The following is a 16,490-nucleotide window of genomic DNA, read 5'->3' as shown; positions in this document are numbered from 1 at the left end:
TGCTTGCAGGGCAGGGAATAAGGCGGCGAGTATCCCGACCGTAAACGGTCATTCTAGCCCGTCGTTGATATCCGCAAACAAATCCGAGCGCAATGGCTTATCCGCAAACCGTTGTTTCCAACATCTTGGCGTAAGGTCTTGCACCTGAGAAGCGGGATGCTCACTAACGCGCAACAGAACATCCATCAGATAGACATACGGGTTAATGTCATGCAGGCGGCAGGTGGTGATCAGGCTTTGGATGATGCCCACGTGTTCCGCGCCGAGTTCTGTCCAGCAGAACAACCAGTTTTTCCTGCCCATGGGGATGGGCCGCAGGGCGCGTTCGATGTGGTTGGTATCCATTGGCACGTCGGGATCTTCCAGAAACACGCGCAGTTCGTGTTCGCGGCGGATGACATAACCAAGGGCTTTGGTCAGCGGGTTGGAGGGGATTAAATCGGTACGTTGTAATTGGGTTTGGCACCATTCAAAGAACTGGTCGACCAACGGCTTGCTGTGGGTGAGGCGGTAGGTACGTTTGGCTTCCCCGTCGAGTTTTTTCTCGTTAATCTGGGCTTCGTGCTGATAGAGTGCCGCGATAGTGTCAAGGGCTTGGCGTACTGCTTGTGGTTCAGCGGTTTCGGCGGCAATGAAGGTGCGACGGCTGTGTACCCAGCATTGGGCATGGGTAATCTTGTCATTGGCGTTGACGTAACTGGCATAAGCACGGTAACCGTCGCTGAGCAGTGTGCCGCTGAACTGTTGGCGAAGAGTCTTTTCAATGTGTTGCCGCCCACGGCTGGCGGAGAAGGTGAAGACGATTTCGTCCTGATCCCCGTACAGCGGCCAGAAGTAGCCTTGCTTCATCTTGCCGTTGCCTGCGGGGCTGGCTTTGATGGGGGTTTCGTCCATCGCCAGCAGCTTGCTTTGCAGTACACTGGCGAGTTGCGCTTCGGCAATGGGTTTGAGCAGGTCGATGGCACGTTTCACCGCATTGGTCAGCGTCGTGCGGCTGAGGGTGATCCCCGCTTGGGTCAGGCGTTGGTGCTGGCGGTACAACGGCAGGTGGTACTGGAACTTGTCCACCAACATCCCCACCAAAAAGCTGACATCGGTGACACTACGTTCCAGCACGTTGGCGGGTGCAGGGCTGGGAAGTGGTGGGTTGCTGAGCGAAGCCGAAGCACTGCCCTTACGTTTGATGACCGGGCGCTCGTATTGCAGGATGAGGTAGCTGGCAGGGCGTTGCGCCACCCGATGGGTCACCTGGGTGCCGATCACCTCATACTGGTCAGCCTCTTCCCCCTGAAGTTCCGGCGGGGTGAGGTGAATCACCTTGACCGGGACATCGGCGGTAAAGCGTAACCCGCTGTCATTCACGCAGTCATCCGGGCGCAGCTTGGGGGCTTTACCGCGTTGGTAGGTGACGGTAATGCTTTCACCCTCGGGTGCGGCAACCGGGGCGGCGGCGGGGGCAAACAACGGCAACTGCGCCACCGGTATCTCAACCGGACGCTTTTCCGATTTGCTGCCAAAGACATGTTGCCTGAACCACGCCAATTGGCGTTTCAATTCAGCTATATCCTGTTTCAGGGCAGCATTTTCCTCACGCAACGCCAGCATTTCCGCCACAATCGGCGGCATGGGAACGCTGGTGTCAGACGGGGTGGATGGCTTTAAAATCATGGGCTTATTGTACCAGAATGTGGCTGCACAGGATACTGGTAACGCTTGAATTGTCTGGATTTTTGCACCTCAATGCCCGCCAAAATCAACTGCAAATCCGTCCGGGTCAGTTCGCGCTGCCCGCTGGTTGTCGGCTGCACCCGGTATTGGCCCTGCTCCAGGCGTTGGCTCCATAAGCAATAGCCGCTGGGTTCAAAATAGAGGATCTTCATCTGGGTTTTACGTAGGTTCACAAACACGAAATAATGCCCACTCAGGGGATTTTGCCCTAACTGGTTTTTCACCAAAGCGGTCAGCCCCGTAAAGCTTTTGCGCATGTCGGTGGCTTGGGTGCATAGCCAGATGCGGGCGGTGGCTGCGGGGGCAAACATCAGCGTTGGCTCAGGCGTAGTTCAACACCATTCCCCAAACTCAGCACAATGTGCCAGCCTTGCCCCAGCGCGGCATGACCCGCCGATAATGCTCCCAAGTCGATGAAGGTATTGGCGGGAACGGCTGGTTCCTCCACGCCATCTGCGGAGCGTAGACGCTGCCGCCATTGGCAAAAACTGGCGTAACCGATACTGTGCTGTTCACAAAATGCCGGGGCGGATAAGCCGCTGGCTTGCCATTGGCTAATGAGGGTTTGCCATTCGCTGGCGCGGCGGTGAGGGCGTTTCATTGAGGTTTCCTTCGGTTGTTCAGGTTGGAAACCAGTTTAGGACGTGGAAATCGCGAGGGCTAGACGTGCTGAAATGGTCGCTTACTCCCGACCAGCGTTGCGCCCACGGCTGCGTACACAAACAGCATCGGGTCAAATGTAATCGGGAAAAGTTGCGTGCCGTCCGCGTTAATGGCGATATTGCGCCACGCGATTAAAAATAACCAACCGACGAATGCGCCCAACAGCGAACCGATCAAACCCGTCAACGCCCCTTGCAGCAAAAACAGCCGCAGGATTTGCCGCCGCGATGTACCCGTCGCCCGCAAGATGCCAATCGCTTTGGATTTTTGCACCACCGACACCACCAACACGCTGGCGATGCCCAACGCGGCAGTCAACCCGACGAAAAAGCGGATCACGGTATTGGACATGGATTGTGCTTCCAACGCGCTAAAGAATTGCGCATTGGTGGCAATCCAACTATCCACTTTCAAGCCCGTTTGCGCTTGGATGGTTTGCGCCACGGTTTCGGGAGTAAATGGCGCATCCAGATTCACTTCGACGCTGGTGACACCGCCCGCCAAATCGAGCAGGCTTTGCGCCGTGCGTAACGCGATGTACACCGAGCGTGAATTCACCCCACTATTGCCGTAATCGAAAATGCCGCGAATGCTCAAGGTTGCCGTGCCGCCGGATGCGGTTTGCAGATTGAGTTTATCGCCTGTCCACACGCCTAAATCTTTCGCCAAATCTAGGCCGACCAGCATGTCTGTGCCGGTGATATTGGCTGTGCCAGCGATGATTTTGCTATTGAGGGCGATGAGTTGCAAATAGGTTTCTGGCTCGATGCCGGTCAAGCCGACGGCTTTGTTAGCCTCGCCGCGCACGATAAAACCCGCACCCGATACTACTGGCGCAGCCACGCTAACCCCATCCATTTTGGCGACTTGGGCGAGAACGGTTTGCCATTGATCAACTGATTGCAAGCGTTGCGCCCGTGGCTGTACCAGCGTGGCAAGCAGTAACTGTTCACGGAACAGCTCCCCTTAAGCGGCAAGAAATCCAGTAACCGGATTCAGTACTTGCGGTGGAGGAATCGGCAAACGCACCGTCACTGGTTTTTTGGTCAGTGCCTGCTGGCACGCCTGGCGGATAATTCGGTAAGCGCTGACACCTAGGCGTTTGCAGGTTTCCACAATAGTCAGTATCAACGGGCGGAATTGGTCGCCCCGGAAAGATTGGCTGAAAAAACTGGTCTTACGCCAGATGACATAGGGGCGGATGGCACGTTCGGCGGCATTATTGGTCAGAGGAACACCGGGATGACGCAGAAATGTCCATAACATAAGCTCATCATCCAGTAAGCGTTGGCACTGGTTAGCGGTTTTAGTGGGCTTATCAGGATGTTGTGCTTGCCGTAAGCCGCTACCTGCCAACAATGTCTGCCGAAAGGCTTCGCGGAGTTTATCCATGCGTTGCCGGTAGAGTTTGTCAGCGTAAGCGCCTGCGAGCCTGCGGTTATGTAAGTGGACAATCAGGCGTGCCAGACGCAGTAAACGTTTCCCTAAGATGCCTGCCCGCCCGTAACGTTGTGCCATTTTTTTGAACTTGCGGATGATATGCGCCCAGCACAGTTGCCGCCGTTCAGTGGGATGGTGGTTATAGCCGCCGTGCTGGTCGGTCACGAGTATGCCACTGAAATCGCCCAATAACTCATCCGCTGCGCCTTTGCCGCGTGAGTAATGCGTCATGAAGTACACCACCTGTGGCGAACACATCACCCACAGCCATTCACGTTCGCGCCCACGGTAGTGACTGGTTTCGTCCGCGTTTACCACCGGGCTGCTACGCACCGCTTCACCTGCCTGCGCATATAAAGGCGCTAACCAACCGCTGACGGGTGCAGTCGCTTCACTGATCGCACCGCTACTGAAGGATAACTGCCATTGTTCTTCCAGCAGTAACTGGATTTGCCGCGTGGATAGGCGGCAAGCCCCATTCATCAGGGTAATCCAACTGATCAATCCTGCTCCCATCTGCCCACTGGGGACGTCTTCGGGCAACTCAGCTACCTGACGTTTCCCACAGCAAGTACACGTACCCGCATACAGGCGGTGTTCCGTTACATGGTAAGCGACTTCCGGCAGGTCAAACACCTGATGACGCTGGCTCGGTGTGGTTTCCATCGCCAGATGACCCCCACAACGGCAACAGCCTTCAGGATAATAGTGCTGGATAGCGTCCAGCCGCGATTCCTCCACTAAGGCACGTTCATGTTTGCTGTGCCCCGGCTGACCGCCGCGTTTTAGCGCGCTTTTGGGTTTGCGTTCGCGCTGGGCGCGTTGTTCGGGCGTGTCCCGTGAGGGTGGGTTAGAGGAGTTACTGGAGGAGTCATTCAGGCGTTCTTTTAGTTCTGTCAGTTCCGCTTCCAGTCGTTTGACCCGTGCTTGCAAAGCAACCACCAACGTCAGCAGATCACGGTTAAGCTGCTGGGAGGCTGCCAAATCGGTGGGCAACGCAATGTCGGTAAAATCGGTGGTGATGGTCAGATCGTTCATTCATCAAGCATAGCTCAAGCTGTGGCAGTTGCAAGCTCGTGAACAGTTACGGCAAGCATCGCCCCGTCCCCCGTCTGATGCAGTGGGCGTGATACTTCGTTGGGCGGCAGAATGATGATTTGCGCTTGAAAATCCAAGGTGCGTTTGAACAAGGGGTAGCTCCTTTCTGGAATATGATCCCACGGAACACGACAGTGGATGGCATGACTGGGGTGCATACCGAGCCTACAGAGTAACACACTGGGAAGATGAGCCGGGATAAACTTGGCTAACCCGACTTACGCGACCCGATGCGCCACAAATTTGCTGAGATTATCGAGGATTTCACCGCCGCGTCGAAACCCTAAACCACAGCCTTCCCATGCGAAAAATACCCCTGCCTGATAACTGCGCCCTTGCGCGTCTTTGGGGTATTCGGCGAATGCTTGGTAAACGGTTTGGTAGCGGTCGTATTCGCCGGAAGTTTGCGTGAGGAGTTTGCCCGCTGCATCGTAAATGCTGACATTGGCACCTTCGCGCCCGAACAGCTTTTTCGCCACTTGCTGTTTGCCGTGCAGCCTTTCACTGCGGGTTTCCAACAAATAGGGGGAGTCGGGGAATAGCTCGTACAATACTTTCAGAATGCCTTTGCTTTGGAATAGCAGGGTGTAAGCGGGATTGAGGATGACGGTCGCGGTGTTGCGGGTGATGTCGTCGAGAATGCCGTTGATGCCGTCAGTTTGCAGCGCAATGTCTTCCCACGGGTAAAGCTTAAACCAGTAGTCGAAACGGGTTTGTTGCGGGTTGAAAATGCCTTGCTCTTCGAGAAAGCCGACTTCATCCATGTGGCAAAAATCGGTTTGAAATCCGGCATCATTGGCGAGGTGCTGCAAAAAACGCACGGTTTGTTCGTCTTCCGGCAGGCCGCGAATGCTGGAAAACAAGATGTTTTGATACCGGTAATACTCGCCAAACCGGTCGGGGTCGTTCTCGCCAGTGACTAAGCGGCGGAAATTTTTCACGAGGCTGGCGTAGACGGTGTTGAATTGCGCGGCTTCGTTCATGCCATTGGCTTTGAGCAGCGCCCATTGCACGATGGCGGTTTCAAACAGACTGGTGGGGGTGTCGGCGTTGAATTCGATCAGTTTAATGGGCAAGCCGTCGACACCACCCGCGAAATCGAAACGCCCGTAGAGATGGCGATGGTCGTTTTCCCAACTGCGGCGGATGTGGTCGACCAGATTGTAGGGAATGTCGAGTTCCAAAAAACGGTCATGGTCGATGACGTGTTGAGCCGCAGTGACGTACATATCGTAGAGTTCGTTGGCAGCGGTGTAATAGGCTTCTGCTTCTGCTTCGGTGACGACGACAATTTCAGCGGCAACATAGGGTTGACCGTCGGGGTCGGTGTGCCACGTCATGCCAACTTCTTCCATGAGCGCGGGGCTGATGGGCTTGACGGTTTCGAGTTGAATCATGAGTTTAGCCCCCTACCGAACCGCCACCAAAGGAACCGCCGCCAGCACTGCCAGAGCGGTTGCTGGGATTGGCGTTGTTGTTGTTGCCGAAAAAGCCGGATTTGGGTTGTTGTGCTTGATTAGGGTTGACCGCACGGGTGTCGGTGCGGGCGGCGGGGCGACTAATGCTGCTTTGCGCTTTGCTGGCTTGTTGTTGCTGGTGCTGTTGGTAATTGGCGTTGCCCATGAGTTTGTTGGCAAGCATTCCGCCAATCAGCGCACCGGCTGCGGCGGCGAGGACTGTTTCACCCAAGCTCAAACCTTGATTTTGTGCCACGGGTTGCGTTAGCGCAGACGTGCCAGCTTCGACCTTTTTGGCTTCGGCTTCTGCCATTGCTTTGAGTTCGGCTTCGGTGAGGATACGTTCGTTGCCTTTCATGTCCTTGAGGATGGCACGGGTTTGGCTGGCGGGATATTTTTCCACCAGCTCATACGTATCAGGGTTTGCGCCGGTTTGCTGAATGACCATGAACATGGCTTCGCTTTTGGCGGCTTCGGAAATCGTGCCAGCGCCTGTGTTGGGTGGCGGGGCAGGGGGCTGATCACCCCCGCACCCTTGCAGGCTGGCGAGGATGGTCATACCGAGACTACCTACCATCGAGTAGGAAATAATGGGTTTGATATAAGGTTTGTTCATTGGAATTATCTCTTGCCGATTGTCTGGAAAAGCTGCGGAATAAGGTGATTTAACGCGATAATTCACGGGTGTACACACAAACCCTAACAATAAATCACATTCACGAGAGTCAGCAATGAAAAAAATGATTGCCATTACATCCCTGCTTGTTTCCCTGTTTGCATCACCGGTTGTTTTAGCGGAAATGGTCAACATCAATACAGCAGATGTTGCCACGCTGGATTCACTGGACGGTATCGGTGAAAAGAAAGCCGAAGCGATTGTTGCGTACCGCACTGAACACGGTGAGTTCAAAACCCTAGAAGACTTGAAAGAAGTCTCCGGCATTGGTGACAAGCTATTCGACAATATCAAAGACAACATCTCGTTAGCGGATGCTGATACGGCGGAAGCGGATAAGTCAGCAAAGACGACTGACACAGCAGAAACAGAAGCAGTCGCAGAAAAAACAGAGGTGAAAGCTGAAAAAGCGTCGGCTAAAGATGAAAAAGCGGAAGCTGCTGATAAAGTATCCGAGAAATCGACGGTTAAAGCCGACAAAACCTAAGCTGTTTTGTTACCCTATGGCAGACGCAATAATGGTTGCGTCTGCTAATTAATGAGGGCCGACATGCAAACAACTAAACATATTCTGGTGACGGGTGGAGCTGGCTATATTGGTTCCCATACTTGTATTGAACTGCTGAGTGCAGGCTTTCAGGTCGTGGTGCTGGATAATCTGTGTAATAGTTCACCCGAATCGTTACGGCGCGTTGCACAACTGACTGGGCAGACCAGTATTCCTTTTTATGAAGGTGATATTCGTGATGTCGCACTGCTTGAGCGTATTTTTAGCGAATACACTATTGACAGTGTTATCCATTTTGCAGGTTTGAAGGCTGTCGGGGAATCCGTCGAACAGCCGCTAGCTTATTACGATAATAACGTTGCGGGTACAGTCAGTCTCTTACAAGCGATGCAGCAACACAGTGTGAAAAATATTGTGTTCAGTTCATCAGCGACTGTATATGGCGACCCGCACACGACACCGATTCAAGAACATTTCCCCTTGTCTGCCACTAACCCCTATGGGCGTTCTAAGCTGATGATTGAAGAAATTCTCGGCGATCTTTACAAGGCTGATCCAACTTGGAAAATTGCGTTGTTGCGTTATTTCAATCCGGTGGGAGCGCATAGCAGTGGTAGAATTGGCGAAGATCCTCAAGGGATTCCCAATAATCTGATGCCCTATATTGCACGTGTTGCGGTTGGGCAATACCCCTATCTATCCGTATTTGGTGGTGACTACCCGACTCATGATGGCACGGGTGTGCGCGATTATATTCATGTGGTGGATTTGGCTAAGGGGCATGTGAAAGCATTAGAAGCTTTTCAGCGGGGAGACGTGCCTAATTTGCTCGTAGTCAATCTCGGTACGGGGCAAGGTTATTCTGTGCTAGATATGGCTAGGGCATTCAGTGAGGCCAGCGGAAGAGAAGTGCCTTATCGCATCGTGGCGCGACGGGCGGGCGATATTGCTTGTTGTTACGCTGACCCTGCACTGGCAGAAAACTTGCTTCACTGGAAGGCGGGAAAGGATTTGGTGGATATGTGCCGTGATACGTGGCACTGGCAAAGCAGTAACCCCAAGGGTTATAATTAAACCTTGTGTGTCATAAATTTCGATGGACTGTGTGAATTTGGTCTATATTCCTGTTGTCTGCGAATTGCTTACGTTTAGTCAGATGAGCTTCGCAAATACTGGTCAGAAAATTTACTGTTGAATTTGATGTAATACTTAAACCCTTATCCCAACTTAATTGTTAAAAATATTATCAGGGAGATCCCCAATGAAAATGACATGGAAATTATTGTTTCCTTTCTTAGCGGCAATGACACTGGCAGCTTGTTCCAGCGGCGCACCGCAACACACTGCTTTACCCGGTTCTACGGTAAGTACAGCATCAGCTAGCTTGCCAACGGGCACTTCAGGTAGTGACCGGATTGCACCGCAAGATCTATTGGAAATTGATGTTTTCAAAGTGCCGGACTTGTCCAAAGAAGTGCGGGTTGATGACAATGGCAATATCACGCTGGCTTTGATTGGTACAGTACATGCTCAAGGGTTGTCGGCTAGCCAGTTGGAAAAGCAAATTGCGACGCGTTTGGAAAAAGATTACATGCACAACCCACAGGTGAATGTCATTGTGCGGGAATCCACAGCTAGTAAAATAACGGTTTCCGGCGCAGTCAATAAGCCAGGTGTTTACCCGTTGGCGGGTGATACCACGGTTACTCAGGCAATTGCCTTGGCTGAGGGCTTAAACCGTTTGGCGGTGAAAGACAATGTGACTGTTTTCCGCAATGGTAAGCCTTATACAGTACTTCTTGAAGATGTGAACCAAGGAAAGGTCGCTGATCCGGTTGTGATGGCGGGTGATAAAATTCAGGTACATACATCTGCAACTAAAGAAGCAGTGCAAGATTACGGTGGCATCGGTGGTTTGTTGTCACCGTTCGGTCTGTTACGTTAAGCGCTTAAGGTAAATGAGCGAAGGAAGGGCGACTTTAGGGTCGCCCTTTGTGTTTAGGTATTTTTAGGAACTATTGGTAACGTTGACCCGCTAATTATGATCCCAGCATCTCTTCGCTTTGCAGGGTTATCCAGAATTTAGCATTAGAACCATTCGCGTTAGCTTTGGGGATTTTTAACGGTTTTATGTAGATAGGTGATGATTTCTTCACGGGCTTCCGTCAAGACGGAATCACGGTCGAGTGAGTCCAAAATACGTTCTACGGTTAATTTAGGGCCGACTTCTCCCCATGATTTGCCATTGGCAAGCCATTCTTCGGCAACGCGCCCGACCACCAGTGTGCTGTACCATGCAACTGCACCTTGAGCTGCTCCTGTCAGTACGGTTGAGATACCACCTGTACCTAATTTGAGGGCAGCCGAGACTAAATGCACTGCCCAAACCGTTCCTGCCAGCAATAACATTTGCCCCAGTATGGTACGTACTAAATCGCTGGCTTCATTGCGCGAAATAGGTAAGCCGTACAGTTTTGACAGGTGCATAATCATGCTGGCATCAATCACCGCAGCGGCTAATAAGTCAGCCACCGGAATGGGGTTTAGCGCAACGGCAACACCTTTGCCCAAGCAATACAGACGGATGGTTTTCTCTCCAAGATCGCGTTTGATGGCAAGAATGCGTTGCCCGACTTCCTTGCTTAAATGCCCGGCGAACAGAGACGCATTGAGCGCGGCAAGGGTTTTGCCTTCGGCTTCGATAATGTCCCACAGGCGGGTTTTGAGGGCGCTGATATTGATGGGGCGTTCGCGGATACCTTCAATTTCTTCTCCGTGTTCATCCACATAAATAATGGTTTGGCGGCTGGCTTGCGCTGTGGTAAAAATTAAGTTTTCGGGGGCAATCATGCCTTGGGTACGGGTACGTAAGATACTGCGTAACTGTTGTTGTTCCTTCTCGGTGTAACGGTCGGCTTTATTCACGATCAATAATGTCGGGCGATGTGAACCGGTTACTGTTTTGAGGGCTTGGAATTCCACATCGGTGAGGTCGCCATCCACGACGAATAGGACTAAATCGGCCCGATTAGCAACTTCATGTGCCATTTTTTCGCGGGATTCGCCGTCAATTTCATTAATACCTGGCGTGTCGATGAGGAAAATACCGTTGTCGCTGTATTCCTGCCATTGCTGCATATTGACGCTGCGGGTTTCACCATGCAATACACTGACACTGAAGACAGGTTGCCCCAGCAAAGCATTCAGCAAGGATGATTTGCCGACACTAACGCGCCCGAAAACCGCAATGTGCACATGCCCATGTTCTAATTTATCTAACATCCCGCGTACTTGGGTGTAATCATGACGCAGGCTTTCACGCACATCGTCCGGGATGCGGGTATCGTCTAACAGTTGGCGCAGGCTTTCGGTTGCCAGTTGTAAATGCGTGTCACCGCTGCTCTGTGGCGGTGTATCGTCCTCCGGTGCGGCGTTGTCCGCTTTATTTGCCCCGATATTGTTCAATAACCAATCTGGCAAATGTTTTTGTACGTTCTTCCAGATTTCCACTGAGCATCTCCTGAAATGTTGCTGCTGCGGGCGCTGCTTTGAGTGCGCCGCGTTGTTCGAGGGTGTGCGCGACTGATTTGCCGAGCGCGTCAAAAATTAGCCCATAAGCCACGGCATGTACCAAACCACCCGCGACAGTGCCAATGCCGGGGAAGGCTTTCAAACCATTGCCTGCTACAGCGAGTAGCAGTGGGATACTCTTCTTCAACTGTCCCTGACTGAAATTCAGGAATTGGTCGATGTCGAGTTGACTGACCGGGCTATCGTACAGTTTACAGAGTTCTTGTACCATGCGCGTCCCAATCACACCCTGAATTACCAGATCCGTACCGGGGCTGACGGAAGCCAATGCGCCCAGTATGGCTTTGTGGGTGGAACTGCGCACAATTTTTTCCGCTTGGGTACGTCGATAATCTTCACGGGTGAGGTCGAGTTTTTCTTGTACCAAATGCAGTACGCTGGCATCGCGTTGTTGTGAGAGCGTTTCCAGCCGCCGGTCGATTTCGGTTTGTAGGTGAGTGGCAAGGGCGGAAACGTCCATCTTGCGGGGGCGCTGTACGGTTTCTTCACGCCCATCGGGGTAGACTCGCACGATTTCTTCCGTGCCGCCGGATTGAATGAACAATACTTCCGGCGGTTCGGCTGTCCCTGTCCGCTGCGCAGAGTCGAAGCGGGCGCGGATGCGCTGGGCAAGCTGTGCCTGTTCTTCGGCACTGTACTGGTCGCGTTTGTTGATCGCAATCAGTAAGGGCTTGCCGAATGCTGCCAGTTCCTGCAAGTCTTGAAATTGGCTGCGGCTGAGGTCGGAATCGGTGACATACACCACAATATGTGCCCGAATCGCTTCGTCGCGGGCAGCAGCATCGAGTGTGCCTTCTGCTTCATTGCGCCCCGGTAGGTCGGTCAGGAGTAAATGGTCGCCAGCGATGGTTTGCCAAGTATATTCGCGAATCTCGCGGGTGGAGCCGCCGCGCAGGTTGATTTCTACCCCCGCTTCCGGCAATAACGCTTTGATAATGGAAGATTTTCCCGTGCTAACGTCACCGAAAAAGGCAATGTGCGCATTTCCCGCCGTTCTACGTTCGTTTAATTCGGCGATTTCGACTTCTAGCGGCGCTGTATCCATGCCCGCTGCTTTGATTTGCGCGATGTCTTGGGTCAGTGAGGCTTCAGTGACGGGTTTGGGGGCAGGGCGCTTAATGGCTGTGGTGGAACGCCCGCCAGTGACTAATTTCACGATGAGCCAGCCGCTGAATCCCATCACCGCTACAATAACAGTGCTGTAGCTGTAAAATAGCCAGTGCGGAAGTAACAGCAGCCTATCCCACAAGTCGAGGAAGTTTTTGGTAGCAAAAAACAAGAACAGCAAAAACAGCAGCGTCATCAGTAAGATGCCGCCTGCGAGTAGCCAGCGTAAGCGTCGGGTAATTTTCATGGTTGGTCGAATTCTTCCATTTCCTTCAGTAGGCGGGGATATTATCCATTGAATGTGGGCGTGTGGGAAATATATACTTCAACCGCCCATAATTGCAGATTCCTCAAAGGTCTGAAAGTTGAGAGTCAGCAAGGAGTCCAAGGCTTTTTTATGCGTAGTGTGGGTTTGTGCCAAACAGGCATCAATGGCCTGCGCAAACGCGGTAAAGTTTTCATGGTAACGTGAATACAGGCATTCCTTCTTCACAAACTTCCAGAGGCGCTCAATCAGGTTCAGGTTGGGGGAATAAGCGGGTAGGAACAACAGTTCGATCCCGAGTGTTTGGGCGAATGTTTGTACCAGGCTACAGCGCTGGTAACGGGCATTGTCCATCACCAAGGTCACCGGGACATCCAGGGCCAATGCCTTGATTTGCCGAAGCAACTGACAAACACTTTGGGAGTTGATGTAACTGTCATTGGTCACGGTGACCAGTTCATGGGTGACTGCATTCAACGCACCGAGGACATTGTAGCGCTGGCGTCCGGCAGGGGCGCGGATGAACAGCCGGGTGAAACACCACAGGAACCCCAGAAACGGTGCTAACACGAAGTGGGCGGCGTCGACAAAGAAAACGGCGCGTTTTCCGGCCTTGGCCTCCTCAAGACGCGGCTCCAGCTCTTTTTTTAAAAGTCTCCTGGGCAGCAGGGTCGGCTTTCGCCGGTATCATCCCCACCTTCCTGACGGACAAACCCAAGTCATGCAGGAATAGCCGCACGGCTTCCCGCTTGAGTTCAAGGCCGGTTAAGCGCTGTATATCAGCGATCGCCTGACTGATCCGGGTCGGTGGATGCTTCTCAAAATGTTTCTTCAGGGGCTCACGGAAAGGTTCCAACCGGCGGGTTGGGCGACGGAAATCCAGTTGTTCCAAGGCAGCGATCCCACCTTGTTGGTAACGTTTCAAATAACGGGTGACCGTCGTTGAACTCACCTGTGCCAGCCGTTCAATGTCCCCATGCGCCATTCCCTGGCTTTTTAGCCACAACACTTCCATCCGTTGGCGGACGCGAGGGTGGGCATGGCGGTAACGCCCCTCATTCAAGGCGGTTTGATCGGATTCGCTGAAGTCTATCTGGATCATGGAAAGGACGACCGGTTGCCAATAACAGCCGTACTTTGCTTGAGGGCTTCTCATTATTCAACAGCTATTCACGGGCAAAGTATAATGGATGCGACCCCGCCACGCTAGGCCATTAACGATAGGAGCCGCGCTTGAACCGATCACCCATTCTGACCCTGAGCAATATCAGCAAACGGTTTGCTGCTCAGGAAGTGCTCACCGATTTTCACCTCACGATCAATGACGGCGAATTTTTCACGATCTTGGGCCCTTCGGGGTGCGGTAAAACCACCGTATTGCGGCTGATTGCGGGGTTTGAGCAACCGAATGAGGGGCAAATCTTGCTGAATGGTGAAGATATTGCCGGAATTCCAGCAGAAAAGCGCCCGGTGAATACTGTTTTCCAGAGTTATGCACTGTTTCCGCATCTGACGGTATTCGATAACGTGGCATTTGGTCTGAAAATGGCAGGGGTGGATGCGCAAAATATCGCAGTGCGGGTTGCCGATGCCTTAGCAATTGTGCGTTTATCCGATTTTGCCAACCGTAAGCCGCACCAGCTTTCCGGTGGGCAGAAACAACGGGTGGCGATTGCACGTGCTGTGGTGAATCGACCGAAAATTTTGTTGTTGGATGAATCACTTAGCGCACTCGATTATAAGTTGCGCCAGCAAATGCAATTGGAGCTCAAGCAATTGCAACGCCAATTGGGCATCACCTTCGTCTACGTGACTCATGATCAGGAAGAAGCCCTGTCGATGTCTGACCGGATTGTGGTGATGCACAATGGACAAGCGCAACAGGTTGGCACACCCCGTGAAATTTACGAAGCGCCCTGTAATCTGTTTGTGGCGCAATTTATCGGTGAAATCAATGTATTCGATGGGGAAATTACCCATGCGTTAGGTGAATACCAGTACCAGGCACTGATTAACGGCGTGGAACGTGAAATCCGCTGTAATCACCGTTTTACCGCAGGCGATAAGGTGCATGTGATGTTGCGCCCGGAAGATTTGCGTATTGATTGCCGCCCTAATGCACTGGAGCGCAAGGGGTTTCCCGGCATTGTGTTGGAGCGTAATTATACCGGGCAAACCCTGAACTCGCATATTCGTCTGGAAAACGGGCAAGCGGTAACGGCACACGAGTTTTTTGACGAAGATGACCCGGATTTTGATTACAGCATTAACCAAAAAGTGGGGGTGGATTGGGTTCCGGGTTGGGAGCATGTGATCCCTGCGGAAAGGTCGGGTCAAGCATGAATCTATTGAGCTTTCGGCGTTTTGCGATTGTGCTGACGTTGGTGTGGTTGGGGCTGTTTGTACTGATTCCACATGTATTGGTGGTGCTCACTAGCGTGATGTCGCCTGACTCGCAACATTTGGCGGTGTGGCCTGCGACACTGGATTCGTGGGGGCGTTTGTTTGAGCCAGTGTATGCGGAAGTATTTTGGCGCAGTTTGTGGCTGTCGACCCTAACCACGGCGATTTGCTTAGTGTTGGGGTATCCGTTTGCTTATATTGTGGCGAAATTACCTAATGTTTGGCGTGGGGTATTGCTGTTTTTAATGATTGTGCCGTTTTGGACGAATAGCCTGATTCGGACTTACGCTATCAAGTTGATTTTAGGCAATAAAGGCATTGTGAACAGCACGTTGATGGGTGCAGGGCTGATTGATGAGCCGTTGCAATTGTTGTACACGCCGTTTGCGGTGGTGTTTGGGTTAGTGTACGTGTTGCTGCCGTTTATGGTGTTGCCGTTGGTGTCGAGTTTCGGCAAGTTGGATGGAACTTTGTTGGAAGCGGCGCAAGATTTGGGCGCGAGTTTCTGGGCGCGGTTTCGGTTGATTATTGTGCCGCTGACCATGCCGGGGATTATTGCGGGGAGTTTGATGGTGTTTTTGCCTGCCATGGGGATGTTTTACGTGGCAGATTTGTTGGGTGGGGCGAAGAATCTGCTGCTGGGGAATATTATTAAAAACCAGTTTTTGGTGGTGCGCGATTGGCCGTTTGGGGCGGCGTTTAGCGTGGCGTTGATTGTGATCATGGCGGGTTTGTTATGGTTATATTTCTTGGCTAACCGTCGAATTAATCGACAAGGGGGGTTGGATGATGAAAGCCTTTAAATGGAGCTTTATAATCGCCATCTTCGCTTACCTGTATTTACCCATCGGTATCTTGGTGATCAACTCCTTCAACGCCTCCAAATACGGCTACGAATGGAAAGGTTTCACGTTCGAGTGGTACGCCAAGCTCTGGGAAAATGAGGCACTTACCCAAGCTTTTTTGAATTCTTTACTAGTGGCAAGTCTGGCGGCAACCGCTGCAACACTCATTGGGACGCTGATGGCATTGGCCTTGCACCGCTACCGTTTTCCGCTGAAAGCCACCGCCAGTAGCTTACTGTTTATTGTGATGATGTCCCCCGACATTGTACTGGCAATCACGTTTCTGGTGATTTTTATTGCGCTGGGGATTCAATTGGGGTTTTGGTCATTGCTGATTGCACACATTACGTTTTGCCTACCCTTTGTGGTGATCACGGTGTATGCCCAACTCAAAGGTTTTGATAAATATTTACTGGAGGCGGCGCAAGATTTGGGGGCAAGCGAAAGTCGCATCTTCCGCCTGATTATCTTGCCGCTGGTGTTTCCAGCGATTGTGGCAGGCTGGTTATTGAGCTTTACCCTGTCGCTTGATGATGTAATTATCAGTTCGTTTGTCACCGGCCCCAGCTTTGAAATTTTGCCGATTCGGGTGTTTTCAATGGTCAAGGTCGGTGTCTCGCCCGAAGTGAATGTGTTGGCAACGCTGTTGCTGGCGATTTCGCTGTTTTTAGTTACGCTTTCAACGTTACTGCTCAGGAGAAAACACTGA

At 52.2% G+C, this 16,490-nt stretch carries 15 protein-coding genes and 2 pseudogenes; 6 read left to right on the top strand and 11 right to left on the bottom strand.

Annotated elements, in window-relative coordinates; genetic code table 11:
* Positions 1 to 48: 48 nt before the first annotated feature.
* The 8 genes and pseudogenes from QJT81_13715 to QJT81_13680 all read right to left on the bottom strand — a co-directional run bounded on the left by QJT81_13715 (position 49) and on the right by QJT81_13680 (position 7,002).
* Positions 49 to 1,587 (bottom strand): annotated as a pseudogene (locus QJT81_13715) (IS66 family transposase).
* Between the two features lie 77 nt (positions 1,588 to 1,664).
* Entirely contained in the window at positions 1,665 to 2,039 is a 375-nt protein-coding gene (tnpB, locus tag QJT81_13710) for an IS66 family insertion sequence element accessory protein TnpB (protein ID WGZ92886.1), read from the bottom strand.
* Positions 2,039 to 2,329 (bottom strand): IS66 family insertion sequence element accessory protein TnpB, encoded by a 291-nt coding sequence (locus tag QJT81_13705; GenBank protein ID WGZ92885.1) that lies wholly within the window; start codon positions 2,327 to 2,329, stop codon positions 2,039 to 2,041. The genes tnpB and QJT81_13705 overlap by 1 nt, the downstream gene beginning before the upstream one ends.
* A 59-nt stretch (positions 2,330 to 2,388) precedes the next feature.
* Positions 2,389 to 3,297, bottom strand: coding sequence for an FtsX-like permease family protein (locus tag QJT81_13700; protein WGZ92884.1), 909 nt, complete (start codon positions 3,295 to 3,297; stop codon positions 2,389 to 2,391).
* Between the two features lie 60 nt (positions 3,298 to 3,357).
* Entirely contained in the window at positions 3,358 to 4,869 is a 1,512-nt protein-coding gene (locus QJT81_13695; protein WGZ92883.1) for an IS66 family transposase, read from the bottom strand.
* A 14-nt stretch (positions 4,870 to 4,883) separates the two neighbouring features.
* A complete protein-coding gene (locus QJT81_13690) occupies positions 4,884 to 5,021 on the bottom strand; it encodes a hypothetical protein (protein WGZ92882.1) in 138 nt (45 codons plus the stop codon).
* Positions 5,022 to 5,147: 126 nt separating this feature from the next.
* Positions 5,148 to 6,326, bottom strand: a complete 1,179-nt coding sequence (locus QJT81_13685) for a glutathionylspermidine synthase family protein (protein ID WGZ92881.1) — start codon at positions 6,324 to 6,326, stop codon at positions 5,148 to 5,150.
* 4 nt (positions 6,327 to 6,330) lie between these two features.
* Positions 6,331 to 7,002 carry a hypothetical protein gene (locus QJT81_13680; protein ID WGZ92880.1) on the bottom strand — a complete coding sequence of 224 codons (672 nt, stop codon included), beginning with the start codon at positions 7,000 to 7,002 and terminating at the stop codon, positions 6,331 to 6,333.
* Between the two features lie 115 nt (positions 7,003 to 7,117).
* Between QJT81_13680 and QJT81_13675 the strand changes: the two genes are divergently transcribed.
* The 3 genes from QJT81_13675 to QJT81_13665 all read left to right on the top strand — a co-directional run bounded on the left by QJT81_13675 (position 7,118) and on the right by QJT81_13665 (position 9,515).
* Positions 7,118 to 7,549: a helix-hairpin-helix domain-containing protein gene (locus tag QJT81_13675; protein WGZ92879.1), complete on the top strand. Its 432-nt coding sequence runs from the start codon at positions 7,118 to 7,120 to the stop codon at positions 7,547 to 7,549.
* Positions 7,550 to 7,612: 63 nt separating this feature from the next.
* Positions 7,613 to 8,644, top strand: a complete 1,032-nt coding sequence (gene galE, locus QJT81_13670; protein WGZ92878.1) for a UDP-glucose 4-epimerase GalE — start codon at positions 7,613 to 7,615, stop codon at positions 8,642 to 8,644.
* A gap of 193 nt (positions 8,645 to 8,837) precedes the next feature.
* On the top strand, positions 8,838 to 9,515 hold the full coding sequence (locus tag QJT81_13665) for a polysaccharide biosynthesis/export family protein (protein WGZ92877.1): 678 nt from the start codon (positions 8,838 to 8,840) through the stop codon (positions 9,513 to 9,515).
* A gap of 158 nt (positions 9,516 to 9,673) precedes the next feature.
* On the opposite strand, the gene QJT81_13660 is transcribed toward QJT81_13665, so the two are convergent.
* The 3 genes and pseudogenes from QJT81_13660 to QJT81_13650 all read right to left on the bottom strand — a co-directional run bounded on the left by QJT81_13660 (position 9,674) and on the right by QJT81_13650 (position 13,635).
* Complete coding sequence (locus QJT81_13660; GenBank protein WGZ92876.1) at positions 9,674 to 11,080, bottom strand: GTP-binding protein; 1,407 nt, start codon at positions 11,078 to 11,080, stop codon at positions 9,674 to 9,676.
* Positions 11,013 to 12,515 carry a 50S ribosome-binding GTPase gene (locus QJT81_13655; protein WGZ92875.1) on the bottom strand — a complete coding sequence of 501 codons (1,503 nt, stop codon included), beginning with the start codon at positions 12,513 to 12,515 and terminating at the stop codon, positions 11,013 to 11,015. Before QJT81_13655 ends, QJT81_13660 begins: the two co-directional genes overlap by 68 nt.
* A gap of 78 nt (positions 12,516 to 12,593) precedes the next feature.
* Positions 12,594 to 13,635, bottom strand: a pseudogene (locus QJT81_13650) (IS630 family transposase).
* Positions 13,636 to 13,766: 131 nt separating this feature from the next.
* On the opposite strand from QJT81_13650, the gene potA reads away from it, so the two are divergent.
* From potA to potC, 3 genes are read left to right on the top strand one after another with little or no spacing between them, the layout of a single operon-like run.
* A complete protein-coding gene (gene potA / locus QJT81_13645; GenBank protein ID WGZ92874.1) occupies positions 13,767 to 14,876 on the top strand; it encodes a spermidine/putrescine ABC transporter ATP-binding protein PotA in 1,110 nt (369 codons plus the stop codon).
* Entirely contained in the window at positions 14,873 to 15,739 is an 867-nt protein-coding gene (gene potB, locus QJT81_13640) for a spermidine/putrescine ABC transporter permease PotB (protein ID WGZ92873.1), read from the top strand. The genes potA and potB overlap by 4 nt, the downstream gene beginning before the upstream one ends.
* Positions 15,723 to 16,490, top strand: a complete 768-nt coding sequence (gene potC / locus QJT81_13635; protein WGZ92872.1) for a spermidine/putrescine ABC transporter permease PotC — start codon at positions 15,723 to 15,725, stop codon at positions 16,488 to 16,490. Before potB ends, potC begins: the two co-directional genes overlap by 17 nt.

Source organism: Candidatus Thiothrix putei (assembly GCA_029972225.1).
GTDB classification, from domain to species: domain Bacteria; phylum Pseudomonadota; class Gammaproteobacteria; order Thiotrichales; family Thiotrichaceae; genus Thiothrix; species Thiothrix putei.
Note: the sequence above shows the minus strand (reverse complement) of the source record. Positions and strands in the feature narration are given on the sequence as shown.